Source organism: Brucella tritici (assembly GCF_008932295.1).
In the GTDB taxonomy this organism is placed as follows: Bacteria; Pseudomonadota; Alphaproteobacteria; order Rhizobiales; family Rhizobiaceae; genus Brucella; species Brucella tritici.
Genome location: NZ_WBWA01000004.1, coordinates 121,968 through 136,412, shown reverse-complemented (window position 1 = coordinate 136,412; position 14,445 = coordinate 121,968). Strand labels below are relative to the sequence as shown.

The window sequence follows — 14,445 nt, the reverse complement described above, 5'->3', positions numbered from 1 at the left end:
GATTGAATCAGATCAACGCTCCAACGCTTTTTACGCGCATCTTGTCCGAAAACCGTTACACACTTTTCGGGATGCGCTCTAAGCGGAACGGCTCGCCGGCGGGGGTGCTGCTGGCGAGCCGTCCATCAGGTCATTGGGAGGAGGGAGAAACGACCTGATCAAGTTTGGCAATGTTGCAGTTTCGACGGGCGCCTGTCAGCGACCGGCATGCATCGGGCGCATATTGCCGAAGTGCATGCCGCCACCGCCCATTCCGCCTCTGAAACCGCCGAAGCCGTTATTGGCAAATGTCGGACGGTTAAAGCCGCCGAAACCACCCTGACGGATCACCGGACCGGGACCCCAGTTACGACGTATCTGGCCATTGGGCCATCCGTGTCCGCCCCATCCACCACGGCCATTCCTCTGCGGGCCGCGGCCCCAATGGTTATTCCAGCCGCCACGATTGGACTGGCAGTTACGCCCGATACAGCCGTTGACGTAGTTCGGTCCGCCGCGCCAGCCTGGACCCCAGCCACCGCCCCAGCCGGGACCCCAATAGCCGCCGGTCGCCCAGCCAAGTCCAAGTCCGAGGCCAAAACCGTCACCGTAGCCGTCATTATTGACGATCACCGTGGTGCTGGACGGTGCTGCATAGGCGGGACCGCTATAGGAACCGAAGCGGACATAGCGCGCCGAAACCCAGCCAACGCTGCTACCGTTGTAGATCTGGCACCAGCCGTTGCGGCAGGAACCAGCATTGACTGTTGCACCGGCAGGAAGAGCCGCAAGCCGCCCGTAATTGGAACCGGGGCCTGAGCGGACATTGACCGAGGCCGAGACATAGGCCGTTGCAGCCGAGGCGATGGCGGGCGTGAACAGAGCCGCAGCAATAACAGCCGCACCAAGAATACGATTATTAATAAGCATTCCCTTAAATAAAGACATCGCATCTTCTCCAGATTAGCGATCAAACAGAGACGCAATAAGTATCAAACACGAGCTAATCTATGTTGATATAGTACACTATGCAAACAACATGCGCAATAATGGTAAATTTAGGGCGTATATTATTATTTTCTACACTTAGATATTGATTGCAATCATCTTTATTTTACAAAATACAACATCGCACTTACAGCAAGTTGATTAAAATTTTACAGGAAATGTTACTCTCACCTCTTTGACGGACAGCCAAAAAGAAAGGCGTCCCGGAGGGAACCGGGACGCCACGCGGCTTTGGGGGAGAGAGGGAGGATAAAGCCGCGATCACGGGCCGTCAGGCCAGTTGTTTTGCGAGGCTCACAGATGCATTCCCTGCAGGGTTGTGGTGCAGGGAATGTGTTTGACGAGCCTTTTATAGCAGGGCGCTAAGATGCTTGCGCTATCCGCGCCCTGAAAATGCTCTATCGCCGCACGGGCTTAACAAGTCTCGATGAGTCAGCCTCAACGAGACTTGGTATTACGGCAGATTGCGCACGTCTTCCGGCGACATGTACATCGGCATCATATTGGTATCGAGGTGATGCATGACCCAGATAGAGCCGGCAAGCACGATAGCCAGAATGATGACCGTGAAGATGAGCGCCAGAATGTTCCAGCCGCCTTCCGACTTCGGATCAAGGTGCAGGAAGTAAACCAGATGCACCAGAATCTGGACGACAGCGATACCGAGCACGATGGCAGCGGTGGTTCCCGGCGTGAAATAGCCGTTCATGGCCAGCATGAATGGGACAACGGTGAGGACAACCGCCAGCACGAAACCGATCAGATAGGTCTTCAGGCTGCCGTGGCTCGCGCCGTGGTCATGTGTTTCGTGTGCAGAGCTCATCACAGTACACCCAACAGATAGACAAGGGTAAAGACGCCGATCCAGATAATATCCAGGAAGTGCCAGAAGAGGCTGAGGCACATCACGCGCGTCTGGTTCTTTTCCGTCAGACCGTCACGCAGAAGCTGGGCGGAAAGCACCAGAATCCAGATCAGGCCGGACGTGATGTGAAGACCATGGGTTCCCACCAGCGCGAAGAAGGCGGAGAGGAACGCGCTGCGGCCCGGACCCGCGCCTTCATGGATCAGGTGATTGAATTCATAGATTTCCATCACGAGGAAGGCTGCACCCAGCAGGAAGGTGACGCCCAGCCAGAACAGAACGCCTGCGCGGTTCTTCCTGAACATCGAAAGCGTTGCCAGACCATAGGTCAGCGACGACACCAGCAGGAGCATGGTTTCGATCAGAACAAAGTTCAGATCGAACAGTTCACGGCCGGTCGGACCGCCCGCGAACTGATGCGCCAGAACGGCATAGGTTGCAAAGAGCCCTGAGAAGAGGACGCAGTCGCTCATCAGGTAGATCCAGAAGCCGACCAGTGTGGTCGACCCTGCATCGTGATGGTCCTCGTGAGCAGGGTGCTCGTTTCCACCCGTGAACGGCGCGGCGGTTGAAATGCTTGCGCTCATCGGAATCAGGCCTCCTGAGCAGTCAGTTGCCGGGTACGGAGGTCTTCGACTTCCTGCACCTCTTCGGCCGAGACGTAAAAGTCTCTGTCATTATTGAAGGAGTGAGCGATGGCAACGGCCAGCACAGCGAGGGCAGAGGCGATCGCCAGCCACCAGATGTGCCACACCAGGGCAAAGCCGAGCGGAATGTTCAGAATGCCGATGATGAAGCCGGTGCCGGTGTTCTTCGGCATATGAATACGCGCGAACTTTTCGGTACGGCGCACATAGCCGTTCTGCTTCATATCCCACCAGCCATCATGATCACGCACATGCGGAACTTCGGCGAAGTTGTAGAAGGCAGGCGGCGAAGCCAGCGACCATTCCAGCGTACGGCCCGTACCCCAACTGTCGCCGTTGTTGTCGCGCAGCTTTTCGCGGTCGCGGATCGAAACCGCGATCTGCAGAACCTGGAACACGATACCGCAAAGGATGATCGCAACGCCGACCGCAGCAACGATCAGATAGATGTGCCATGCCGGGTTTTCGGTGTGGTTCAGACGACGGGTCATGCCCATCAGGCCGAGCACGTAGAGCGGCATGAAGGCCAGGATGAAGCCGACGAGCCAGCACCAGAATGCATTCTTGCCCAGACGTTCATTCAGCTTGAAGCCGAACGCCTTCGGCCACCAGTAGACGAGACCGGCAAAGCAGCCGAACAGAACGCCCGAGATAATCACATTGTGGAAGTGGGCAATCAGGAACACCGAGTTGTGCAGCACGAAGTCTGCTGGCGGAACTGCAAGCAGAACGCCCGTCATGCCGCCGACGACGAAGGTGCACATGAAGCCGATGGTCCACATGACCGGCGTTTCCATGCGAACGCGGCCCTTATACATGGTGAAGAGCCAGTTGAAGACCTTCGCCCCTGTCGGGATCGAGATAATCATCGTCGCCACGCCGAAGAAGGCGTTGACGTTGGCACCGCCACCCATGGTGAAGAAGTGGTGGACCCAGACCAGGAACGACAGGATGGTGATCGCAACGGTGGCGTAAACCATCGACTTGTAGCCGAACAGGCGCTTGCCGGAGAAGGTTGCCACGATTTCCGAGAAGATGCCGAAGCATGGCAGAACCAGAATATAGACTTCCGGGTGTCCCCAGATCCAGATCAGGTTCACATACATCATCGGATTGCCACCGGCATCATTGGTGAAGAAGTGGAAATCCAGATAGCGGTCCAGCGAAAGCAGGGCCAGCGTGACGGTGAGGATCGGGAAGGCAGCAACGATCAGCACGTTCGAGCAGAGAGCGGTCCAGGTAAAGACCGGAACCTGCATCATGCTCATGCCGGGCGCGCGCATCTTGATGATGGTGGTGATGAGGTTCACGCCCGAAAGCAGCGTACCCATACCGGAAATCTGCAAGGCCCAGATATAATAATCCACCCCGACATCCGGGCTGAATTCCTTGCCGGAGAGCGGCGGATAGGCCAGCCAGCCGGTCTTGGCGAATTCGCCGACACCGAGCGAGATGTTGACGAGGATCGCACCGGCAACCGTCAGCCAGAAGCTGAGCGAGTTGAGGTAGGGGAAAGCCACGTCGCGCGCGCCGATCTGAAGCGGCACTGCAAAGTTCATCAGGCCGACGATGAAGGGCATCGCCACGAAGAAGATCATAATCACGCCATGAGCGGTGAAGACCTGATCGTAATGGTGCGGCGGCAGGAAGCCTTCATTCGCACCCGAGGCAAGAGCCTGCTGGGCGCGCATCATGACAGCATCCGAGAAGCCGCGGAACAGCATCACGAGTGCCAGAATGATGTACATGACGCCAATGCGCTTGTGGTCGACCGACGTCAGCCAGTCGTTCCAGAGCGGAGCCCATTTGCGATAGTAGGTAATGGCTGCCAGAATAGCGAGTGCCCCGCCAGCCACCGCGGCCAAAGTGACCATGATGATTGGCTCGTGATAGGGTATCGCTTCGAGCGTAAGTTTTCCGAACATTTTTATCACGCTTCGATTGGAGCAATTCCGGGACGGCACAAGACGGCCATCTTTCCGGAACCGCGTGAAACAAAGGATTGAATGCGGATGGCCGTGACCTCTTGCGAGATCACGAACCTATCGGCACATCAGTTTTCGAGCTGCGAAAGGCGCTGCGGCTGGACTGCGCAGATGATGTCGCTCGCCCACTGGCTGAAATCGACAGGCGAAGACTTGCGCAGATTTGAGCGGGCTTCGCGGATCATCTGTTGACGATGCATTTCATCGTCGAGGCAGACGGACTTGCCGTCCCAGCAGCGGTTCACGATGTTGTGGAACAGCGCCTGGTCACTATAGGTGAAGAACTGCGGCGGAACCTTTTCGCTCGGCTGGACCAGCGAGGCGTAACGGTCGCGGCTCAGTTCTTCGCCATTCGCCTTTACCTTCACATCGGCCACCCACTTGTCGAAGTCGGCCTGATTGTAGGCATGTGCCTTGAAGCGCATCTGGGCAAAGCCCTGACCGCTATAGTTGGCGGAGATACCGTCGAATTCGCCTGCATGATTGGCAACCAGATGCAGCTTCGTCTGCATGCTTGGCATGGTGTAGACCTGACTGCCGAGCTGCGGGATGAAGAAGGAATTCATGATGTTGCTGGAGGTCAGCTTGAAGTTGACCGGCACATCGACCGGCATTGCCATCTCGTTGACGGTGGCGATGCCCTGATCCGGATAAATGAAAAGCCATTTCCAGTCGAGCGCGACGACTTCGACATTGATCGGCTTCGCGTTCGATTCCAGCGGGCGATACGGATCAAGCTTGTGGGTGCTGATCCAGGTGACCGAGCCGAGAACGACAATGATCGCCAACGGGATGAGCCAGACGGCCAGCTCGATCTTGGTCGAGTGGTGCCAGTCGGGCTGGTAATCCGCCTTTTCATTCGAGGCGCGGTACTTCCATGCGAAGTAAAGCGTCATGAAGATGACGGGAAGCACGACAAGCAGCATGATGCCGGTCGCAAAAAGGATGAGATCGCGTTCTGCCATGCCGACTTCCCCTTTCGGGGAAAGCAGGACCTGGTTCTCGCAGCCGGCGAGAAACGCCGTGAGGGCCAAGACGGCGAACGAAACGATCGTCCGGGGGGTGCCGTGTTTCATTTGTCTTTCCATCCTGCGCGCAGAGTTTCATCTCCGGCGCATGCGTCATTTCCTAGTTTTCGGTAAATTCTGAAATTTCCAAAAGTACCGTTATAACGAATAATCCCGTTTGTCACGTGCCTGACGAAAATTGTGCTGGATCGTAATGTCGCGCCCAAAATTGGGCATTTTGTTCGAACAATCCGGCCCTATCGCTGATGCGGGCCGTCATATTAGGCAATGCGCTCTAACCATTTTTTATAGCGTACGTCTGGTCCGAGAGCGGTTCCGGTTAGAACGGAGTCGCAGGAACGGCTCTGTCTCTTTGTTTCACGCATGTCTTTATCCCGAAACCGGTTCCCACTTTTGGGAGACATGTTCTAAACTATTGATCCTCGTAAAGGGATCGACATCCGACGGCTGCCTAAATGGGTCGCCAATTGTCAGGTGCGGCGGAGCGAATAGGCCCAAAGCATGGGCTTTGCAAGATGAAAACCGCCGCTTATCCCGTGAATAAACGGGATCGTGATAGGAATTTACCGCGAATTATGCACATCCCGAAAACTGTGAAACGACTTTCATCCCCACCCACGCCCGACGTTTATGGAGCGGGATGACCTTCGACAAAGAACCGGAGCACAGAGACGGTTTATCTTCCCCGCCATGTATGCTTATTGAAAATGCGCGAGGGAATTGGGGGTAGAAATGATATTTGCCGAAATGCCACTCGATGAAGCCGAAGGTGCAATTCTCGGCTATGCGATGACGGCAGGTGCGCTCACTTTACGCAAAGGCACGGTTCTCGATAGCCTCAATCTCGCTCTGTTGCGGGAGGCAGGCATAGGCTCGGTTCTGGCTGCACGCCTGGAAAAGGGCGATATCGGCGAGGATCAGGCCGCACTTGCCGTTGGGAGCATGCTTGCTTCTGCCGAAGTGGAGATCGGCGGCGCTACGACCGGGCGGGTCAACCTGCATGCCCGGAAGAACGGCGTATTTTCGGCAGATGCCGACCGTATCGATGCGATCAATGCGCATGATGCGCGGATTTCGATCGCAACACTGCGCAATCATGTTCGGGTGGAAGCCGGACAGATGATCGCCACCGTCAAGATCATTCCTTTTGCCGTGCCGGAAGCCCTGTTGCGGGAAATCGGCCCCGATGCGCGGCCTGCCCTGCACATCTATCCCTTCAATGGCGCGCGGATCGGGCTGATCCAGTCGCGCCTCCCTTCGATCCGCGAGACGGTTCTTGAGAAGACCCGCGAGCTGATGGAAAAGCGGGCTGCCCGAAATGGCGGGACGCTTGTTTGCGAAAAGCGCGTCGCGCATGATCAGTCAGCACTGGCAGCAGCGATCATGGAAGTCAGCCCGGCCTGCGACATCATCGTGATTTTCAGCGCCTCGGCGGTTGCTGACGAGGCGGATATCGTACCGCAGTCGATCCGCATGTCAGGCGGCGAAATCCTGCGCATCGGCATGCCGGTCGATCCCGGCAATCTGCTGGTTCTGGGCCAGCACGACGGCAAATATATTGTCGCTGCGCCCGGATCGGCCCGCAGCGCCCGCGAAAACAGTCTCGACTGGGTGCTGGATCGCCTGATGGCTGGTATTGCGCTTTCCGCCGACGATCTTTCCCGCATGGGAGTGGGTGGGCTGGTGCTTTAGAGCGAATCCCGAAAAGTGTGAAACGGTTTTCAGGATGCGCTTTAAAACAAATAATTAGAGCGCGTAGTCGAAAACCAATATGCCTTCGATACCGCCTTCTGCTGCTTCAACGAGGCTTTTGCCGACCTTCGCGTGTTCGGGATGAGGAAGATAAGCGTCCCGCGCCGCGCTATCCGTGAAATCGACCACAAAGCCGTGCCGGTATCCCTTTTCGAGATTTTCCGGGCTGTTGTTTTCGCCTGCCGTGATGGACAGGATGCCGCCAATCTTGTCCTTGAGGGCTACGACGGCTTGCAGCTCCTCTTCGATCTGCGCTGCTCCGACTTCGGGACTGAATTTGATGAGAACGATATGACGTATCATGAACGGTTTCCGTGATTGAAAATAAGATCGCGCCGCCTCTGGAAATGGCGTCGTGCAACTTCTCTCATACGGTATTTATCAAGCAGAGAAAATGCTTCCGCTACATCCGGTGGAACGGAGCAACATCAGGATCTGCATCGGAAGCCATTTCTCGAATCAAACCCTGCTGGAACTCGCCTGCCGTCAGTATTCGAACTCTTTTTGATATGGGCTTATCTGCTCGGACCGAACCAGTCCCCCTGCGCAGTTGCTTTGCGCCCTTCAGAGACATCCCAAAAGCGAAAAAGGCCGGGTTGAACCCGACCTTCCGCTTTCACCTGAGTTTGCGCCAGTACATCCGTGGTCACGATCCCAAGTGAATTCCCGATACGCATATGGATATAACCCGTCTGCATTTCAGGAATATGACATTGCGGGCAGCAGCCAGATTGCTCCAAAACCGGTTCAACCCGGCCCTGCCCCGACAGTTTCGGCCCACAAACCGTTGCCTGAAACTGCCGTATTCTTCCGTGAGCGCCTGATCGTGCGCCATGTCGTCCGCGTTCAACCCGCTTCCGCAGATCGTCGCTCATGATATTCGTTTCCGACGCCTGAAGCTTTGCGCCCAAAGGGGCCGCAGAACCTGTCGTCAGGCCGCCATCGGCGTTTCCGCCACATCGGGATGGTTGTAGTTCCACACCTCGATCAGGCATTGCCGCATCAAATCAAGATCGACCGGACCGATCCGGCTCAGCACAAGATCGAGTTCGTCGGGCTCTACGCCCCGGTTGAGTAACTCAACAATCGCCTCGATCAGAATTCGTTTATCGTCAAATCTGTAGCGCTGCATAAACCTGCTCCGCTATCTGCCCCAGCACATGATCGTAGATTAAACAGTCATGGTTAACCGAAGCTTAAGCCACGAAAAACCAACGCGATTTACCGACACCACAAACTGACGCAGACGCTTGCTCCAACACATTTCCCACACATTCGCAGGATGGCATTTTAAAAATAACTCAAACAGAAAAAATGAAATTCTTGTTCGTTTGGACAAGATTAAGTCTAAATCTTAGTATATTTGCCGCGAAATCCAAGAAGAAATTTTCAAGCAGATATATTTTATGATTTACTTGCATTCGAATAAGGCTCCTATATCGTTTTTTCGGAAATATGTCGATTGGTCCTTCACTTACGCCTGGATGGCCGGGCTTGGGCTGCTTGTCGGCTTGAGCGTCATGGGCGGTTATCTTTATACGCTGCAATATAAGGGCAACGTGCACACCATCATCGACGGGCAGGCCTATCGCTCCAACCAGCCCGATGCTGCACGCATTGCCTCCCTGCAAAAGCTTTACGGCATCAAGACCATCATCAATCTGCGCGGGCCTGAACCGGGCTCGAAATGGTATGATGATGAGATCACGGCTGCAAAGACGCTCGGCATCAACCACGCTGACTTCGAAATGTCGTCGAGGCGGGAACTGAACCGCGCGCAAACCAGACAGCTCATCGCCCTGATGCAGAATGCGGAAAAGCCGGTACTCATCCATTGCAAATCCGGTGCCGACCGTACCGGCCTGGCTGCGGCGCTCTACGTGGCGGCAGTCGCGAAGGGCAGCGAAAGCAAGGCCGAACGGCAGATGTCCATTGCCTACGGACATTTCGGCTTTCCCTTGAGCCCCACCTACGCGATGGAAAAGACATTCGAGGCCATTGAGGCGGAACTCGGCTATACCGGTTCCTGACAATTTTCAGCTTCACAAATGCAAAACGCCGGGGAAAACCCCGGCGTTTTTCTATTCTAAAACCACGACGATCTTATTCGAGGCCGACGATCTTGCCGTCATCCCACTTGAAGATGTCGAAGCTCGGCGAGCTGAGGTCGCCGTTTGCGCCATAGGTCAGCGTGCCGATAGCGGTTTCGATCGGCTTGCCTTCATGCAACGCCTTGGCAACCGCAGCGGAATCGTCAGCCGAACCGGCGCTCTCGATACCAGCCTTGATGACTTCCACAGCAGCATAAGCGTTCATGGTGAAAGCTTCAGCCGGGATGCCCTTGGCCTTCAGCGCTTCGATAGCATCCTTGGAAGCCGGGTTCTTGGTGGCGTCCTTGGCATTGGTGAAGAGCGTGCCCTGTGCATTGGTGCCGCCGATTGCCCAATATTCGGTGTTGGACAGGCCTTCGCCGCCCAGTACCAGTGCCTGCATGCCAGCATCATGAAGCTGACGCGAGAGGAGGCCGCCTTCGGCATGGTAGCCGCCGAAATAGACGACGTCAGTGCCAGCCGACTTGAGCTTGGTGACGAGCGCGCTGAAATCCTTGTCGCCCGGCGTGACCGAATCATAATGGACTTCGGTGATGCCGCCCTTGTTGATCGCCGCCTTGAAAGCGTCGGCCAGACCCTTGCCATAGGCACCCTTGTCGTGGATCACGGCAACCTTCTTGTCCTTGAAGTTCTTCAGGACATAGTCGGCCATGACTTCAGCCTGCTGGTCGTCGCGGCCGCAGGTGCGGAACACGTTTTCCAGATTGCGAGCGGTCAGATCCGGGCCGGTGGCGGTCGGAGTGACCATCAGAACGCCGTTTTCCGAGAACACGTCGGAAACAGGGATGGCAACGCCGGTCGTGACCGGGCCGACGACGAACTTGATGCCGTCACCGACGATCTGGTTGGCGGCGGAAACGCCCTGCTTCGGTTCACCGGCATCGTCGGCAAACTTCAGAACGACTTTCTCGCCCTTGATGCCGCCAGCCTTGTTGATGACTTCAACGGCGGTTTCCGCACCCTTCTTCACCTGGTCACCGAAAGCGGCGACAGGCCCCGTCAGCGGTGCAACCACGCCAATGGTGATGTCTGCATAAGCGGTGCTGGCAAAGCCGAGTGTAGCTGCGAAAGCCACGCTGGACAGAAGTTTCAGGTTCATTCTTTTTCTCCTTTGGTGGGGCAGCGTCCTCCGACGGCCCCGAGACAACCCTTGCCGGTCAAATCTCAACGCATCTGCGCTACCGAATTGCCGGGCCCTCCCTTTTGTTCATCACATGATCTCAAAGGGTCAATCCAAAAGCACACCACACCGCCGCCTCAAAGAGGCCAGAGCCATAATATTATCCGAAACAGCATCAGCTCTTTCGGAATCATGCTCCAGACCGGGAGCGCGCTTTCATGATGTAATAAGAATGCATTTCCGGCTTTCGATTGCAAGCGCCAAGTACCCGCAACTACAACGAAAATCGGCTCCTCCCAAAGTCTTAGTCTCCTCCCTTCCATGACGGTGATTTCTTCGCAAAAAAGGCCGCGATCCCTTCCGCGGCCTCCGGTGTTTCCCATGTATCGGCAAGGCGGGTGAGCGTCATGTCGATCACCGCCTCGTCTATCGGCGCGCCCAGCGCGTGAACCAACCGCTTGGAAGCGGCGACTGCGGCGGGCGCGGTGGAAAAATAGGGTTTGATCTCAGCCTCCACTGCCGCATCGAGACGTTCCACCTCGACCACGTCATGGACCAGCCCGATCCGCCGTGCTTCCTCGGCATCAAAAAGCCGCGCCGAGGTGAATGTGCGCAGCGCATTCGCCTGCCCGATGCGCGCCACCACATAGGGGCTGATGGTGGCCGGTATCAGGCCGAGCTTTGTTTCCGTCAGCCCGAAGCGCGCGCCGGAAACGCTGATCGCCGCATCGCAGACACTGATGAGACCGATACCACCGCCATAGGCCTGACCATTGACGCGCCCGATCAGCGGCTTTGGCAGATCGCGGAGCGCCTTCAACATCAGGGCAAGCTTGCGCGCTTCTTCAATCCGCTGCGCGCGACTGGCATTCATCTGCGCCTGCATCCAGCCCAGATCGCCGCCCGCGCAAAAGCTTTTACCCGCGCCGGTCAGAACGACAATCCTGACCGCCGCATTATCGGCGAGATGCAGCGTCGCGGTGGTCAGTTCATCGATCATCAGGCCGGACAGCACATTGTGCTGCTCCGGCCGGTTCAGCGTCAGCGTTGCAACGCCACGTGCATCAATCGCAACATCGATGGTCTCAAAGTCGCTCATGCAGCTTTATCCTGCCGCAGTGCCTGCGCGAACAATGCCGCTGACCGCAGCTTGTCCAGATCGAGCCCGGTTTCAAAACCCATTTCATGCAGCATTTCGACGACGGAAACCGTATCGACATTGCCCTTGGCACCAGGCGCAAACGGGCAGCCGCCCAGGCCGCCGACCGAAGCATCGAAAACCCGCAGGCCCTTTTCCAGACTGACGCGGATATTGTCGAGGGCGCGGCCTCCCGTGTCGTGATAATGGCCCGCCAGACTATGTGCGGGCGCAATCGCCAGTACTGCATCCAGCATGGCCGCAACCTTGTCCGGCGTACCGCGCCCAATCGTGTCGCCAAGGCTCACCTCATGGCAACCGAGCGAGAACAGTTGCTCGGTGACTTCGGCCACGGCCTGCGGCGCGGTCGGTCCGTCATAGGGACATTCGACAACGCAGCTGACATAGCCGCGTATAGCCAACCCGTCATTGATCGCCGCACCGATAACCGGCGACAGGCGCTCAATGCTCTCAGAGATCGTGCAGTTGATATTGGCTTTCGAAAAACCCTCCGAAGCGGAAATGAAGACCGCGACCTCGTCCGCATTGGCGGCTGCCGCCGCCTCATAGCCCTTCATATTCGGCACGAGCACCGAATAGCGCACGCTATCGGCGCGACGAATGCCGGCCATCACCTCTGCCGCATCGGCCAGTTGCGGCACCCATTTCGGGCTGACGAAACTCGTCGCCTCGATGCGGGCATAGCCGCAATCGGACAGGCGGTCGATCAGCGCGATCTTGTCGGCCGTCGGCACAAAGCGCTTCTCGTTTTGCAGCCCGTCACGTGCTGCCATTTCAACGATTTCGACATGGTCAGCCATGGTCTTCCTCCAATTCGACAAGCAGCGCGCCTTCATTGATCTGATCGCCCGCTGCGACCGTCACCGTCGCAACCTTGCCGTCGCGCGGCGCGGTCAGTGACAGTTCCATCTTCATCGCTTCCATCGTCACCAGCAGATCGCCTTTGGCAACGCTAGCGCCCTCCACGGCGGATACAAGCCGTACCAGTCCCGGCATTGGCGCCAAAATGCGGCTTTCGGTGGCGGCGTCGTCTTCCGCTCCGGCAGACAGCACATGATGAAATATGGTGTCGCGACCGTCGACTTGCACCGTCACATCATGCCCGATGTGCATCACGGACGCCTCAGACACGCGGCCATCGACAGCAAAGCGAACCAGCCCGTTCTTATGCTCACGAATTTCGATGGTGCCGAGAGCAAAGCCGAAATGCCCGTCGTCCCTCGTCGTGAAGCTGACCGTGCGGCGTTCGTCGTGATGATCGATCAGAACCGAGCGCGATGCCTCGCCCCAAAGCCGGAACCCGTGCAGGCTCGACCATGGGTCGCCTTGTGGGGCTCCGTTTTGTGGGGCTCTGTTTTGTGGCGCATCCAGGAGATCGAGCGCACCAAGCGCGGCGAGCGCAAATGCGATATCCGAAGGCTGCTTATCGGCGAACAGTGTCGCCGTCTCGCGTGCGATCAGGCCGGTATCGACATCACCGGTACGGAAAGCTTCGAGGTTGCAAAGCGCCGACAGAAACTGGCGATTGGTGACGAGGCCCGCAATCCGGGTCTTGTTTAGTGCCGCATCAAGCCGGTTCAGTGCCTCATCGCGCGTTGCGCCATGGGCGATGATCTTGGCGATCATCGGATCGTAGAACGGCGTGATCGTGTCACCGGTTCGCACACCGGAATCGGTACGCGCCTGTTCCGGTGGGGCGAAAAGTGCAAGCTTGCCAGTTGCAGGCAGAAAATCACGCGCCGGGTCTTCGGCATAAAGCCGCGCCTCGAAGGCCCAGCCATGGATGGCAAGTTCGTCCTGTCGCTTCGGCAAGACTTCGCCCGAGGCCACGCGCAATTGCCACTCGACCAGATCGAGGCCGGTGATCGCCTCCGTCACCGGGTGCTCCACCTGCAAGCGTGTGTTCATTTCCATGAAGAAGAACCGGTCAGGCCGCAGCCCTTCCGAAACATCGGCGATGAACTCCACCGTGCCTGCGCCGGAATAGCCAATGGCCAAGGCGGCCTTCACTGCAGCCTCGCCCATGGCCGTGCGCATATCCGGCGTCATGCCGGGTGCTGGCGCTTCCTCGATCACCTTCTGGTGGCGACGTTGCAGTGAGCAATCGCGCTCGAAGAGATGCACCGCATTGCCGTGATCATCGCCAAAGACCTGCACCTCGATATGGCGCGGCTTGGTCATGTACTTTTCCACCAGCACAGCGCTGTCGCCAAATGAGGCTTCTGCCTCGCGGCGCGCGCTGTCCAGTGCTGCTGCGAAATCCGCCGCCTGATCGACGCGGCGCATGCCCTTGCCGCCGCCACCTGCGCGTGCCTTGATCAGCACGGGATAACCAATACGGTCCGCCTCGCTTTTGAGGAAGGCTCCATCCTGATTATCGCCGTGATAACCCGGAACGACAGGCACGCCAGCCTTTTCCATCAGCGCCTTGGCGGCATCCTTCAGCCCCATGGCGCGAATGGCTTTGGCCGATGGGCCGATGAAGACAAGCCCGGCGGCTTCAACCGCGTCCACGAAACGTGCATTTTCGGAGAGAAACCCATAGCCCGGATGGATAGCCTCTGCGCCGGTTTCCTTCGCAGCCTCTATGATCGCACCGACATTCAGATAGCTTTGCGCAGAAATGGCAGGGCCGACACGAACCGCCTCGTCGGCCATCTCCACATGCAGCGCTTGGGCGTCGGCATCGGAATAGATCGCGACGGTGGCAATGCCAAGCTTGCACGCCGTGCGAATGACCCGGCAGGCAATTTCTCCGCGATTGGCAATCAGTATCTTTTTGAACATCTGA

The 14,445-nt window shown here is 57.3% G+C and carries 14 protein-coding genes; 3 read left to right on the top strand and 11 right to left on the bottom strand.

Annotation, left to right across the window (positions count from 1 at the left end; genetic code table 11):
• Positions 1-195: 195 nt before the first annotated feature.
• The 5 genes from F9K91_RS06450 to cyoA form a co-directional block, all read right to left on the bottom strand.
• Positions 196-927, bottom strand: coding sequence for an SH3 domain-containing protein (locus F9K91_RS06450; RefSeq protein WP_151677464.1), 732 nt, complete (start codon positions 925-927; stop codon positions 196-198).
• 514 nt (positions 928-1,441) lie between these two features.
• A complete protein-coding gene (locus tag F9K91_RS06445) occupies positions 1,442-1,810 on the bottom strand; it encodes a cytochrome o ubiquinol oxidase subunit IV (RefSeq protein WP_010657856.1) in 369 nt (122 codons plus the stop codon).
• Positions 1,810-2,439: a cytochrome o ubiquinol oxidase subunit III gene (gene cyoC / locus F9K91_RS06440; RefSeq protein ID WP_151557077.1), complete on the bottom strand. Its 630-nt coding sequence runs from the start codon at positions 2,437-2,439 to the stop codon at positions 1,810-1,812. Before cyoC ends, F9K91_RS06445 begins: the two co-directional genes overlap by 1 nt.
• A gap of 5 nt (positions 2,440-2,444) precedes the next feature.
• Positions 2,445-4,424, bottom strand: a complete 1,980-nt coding sequence (gene cyoB, locus F9K91_RS06435; RefSeq protein ID WP_151645772.1) for a cytochrome o ubiquinol oxidase subunit I — start codon at positions 4,422-4,424, stop codon at positions 2,445-2,447.
• A 128-nt stretch (positions 4,425-4,552) separates the two neighbouring features.
• Positions 4,553-5,560, bottom strand: a complete 1,008-nt coding sequence (gene cyoA, locus F9K91_RS06430; protein ID WP_151677463.1) for a ubiquinol oxidase subunit II — start codon at positions 5,558-5,560, stop codon at positions 4,553-4,555.
• 684 nt (positions 5,561-6,244) lie between these two features.
• Between cyoA and F9K91_RS06425 the strand changes: the two genes are divergently transcribed.
• The gene (locus F9K91_RS06425) at positions 6,245-7,204 is read left to right on the top strand and encodes a molybdopterin-binding protein (protein WP_151677462.1); all 960 of its coding nucleotides are present in this window, start codon (positions 6,245-6,247) and stop codon (positions 7,202-7,204) included.
• Positions 7,205-7,258: 54 nt separating this feature from the next.
• Here the strand turns inward: F9K91_RS06425 and F9K91_RS06420 are convergent, their stop codons facing one another.
• On the bottom strand, positions 7,259-7,567 hold the full coding sequence (locus F9K91_RS06420; protein ID WP_151677461.1) for a Dabb family protein: 309 nt from the start codon (positions 7,565-7,567) through the stop codon (positions 7,259-7,261).
• An 11-nt stretch (positions 7,568-7,578) separates the two neighbouring features.
• Between F9K91_RS06420 and F9K91_RS06415 the strand changes: the two genes are divergently transcribed.
• Positions 7,579-7,926 carry a hypothetical protein gene (locus tag F9K91_RS06415; RefSeq protein ID WP_151677460.1) on the top strand — a complete coding sequence of 116 codons (348 nt, stop codon included), beginning with the start codon at positions 7,579-7,581 and terminating at the stop codon, positions 7,924-7,926.
• Between the two features lie 269 nt (positions 7,927-8,195).
• Here the strand turns inward: F9K91_RS06415 and F9K91_RS06410 are convergent, their stop codons facing one another.
• Complete coding sequence (locus F9K91_RS06410; RefSeq protein WP_010657850.1) at positions 8,196-8,396, bottom strand: hypothetical protein; 201 nt, start codon at positions 8,394-8,396, stop codon at positions 8,196-8,198.
• Positions 8,397-8,700: 304 nt separating this feature from the next.
• On the opposite strand from F9K91_RS06410, the gene F9K91_RS06405 reads away from it, so the two are divergent.
• Positions 8,701-9,294 (top strand): tyrosine-protein phosphatase, encoded by a 594-nt coding sequence (locus tag F9K91_RS06405; protein ID WP_151677507.1) that lies wholly within the window; start codon positions 8,701-8,703, stop codon positions 9,292-9,294.
• Positions 9,295-9,367: 73 nt separating this feature from the next.
• On the opposite strand, the gene F9K91_RS06400 is transcribed toward F9K91_RS06405, so the two are convergent.
• From F9K91_RS06400 to F9K91_RS06380, 4 genes are all read right to left on the bottom strand, one after another.
• Positions 9,368-10,474, bottom strand: a complete 1,107-nt coding sequence (locus F9K91_RS06400) for a branched-chain amino acid ABC transporter substrate-binding protein (RefSeq protein ID WP_151557090.1) — start codon at positions 10,472-10,474, stop codon at positions 9,368-9,370.
• Between the two features lie 325 nt (positions 10,475-10,799).
• Positions 10,800-11,594: a crotonase/enoyl-CoA hydratase family protein gene (locus tag F9K91_RS06390; protein ID WP_151677459.1), complete on the bottom strand. Its 795-nt coding sequence runs from the start codon at positions 11,592-11,594 to the stop codon at positions 10,800-10,802.
• The gene (locus F9K91_RS06385) at positions 11,591-12,454 is read right to left on the bottom strand and encodes a hydroxymethylglutaryl-CoA lyase (RefSeq protein ID WP_151677458.1); all 864 of its coding nucleotides are present in this window, start codon (positions 12,452-12,454) and stop codon (positions 11,591-11,593) included. Before F9K91_RS06385 ends, F9K91_RS06390 begins: the two co-directional genes overlap by 4 nt.
• The gene (locus F9K91_RS06380) at positions 12,447-14,441 is read right to left on the bottom strand and encodes an acetyl/propionyl/methylcrotonyl-CoA carboxylase subunit alpha (RefSeq protein ID WP_151677457.1); all 1,995 of its coding nucleotides are present in this window, start codon (positions 14,439-14,441) and stop codon (positions 12,447-12,449) included. Before F9K91_RS06380 ends, F9K91_RS06385 begins: the two co-directional genes overlap by 8 nt.
• Positions 14,442-14,445 lie beyond the last annotated feature (4 nt).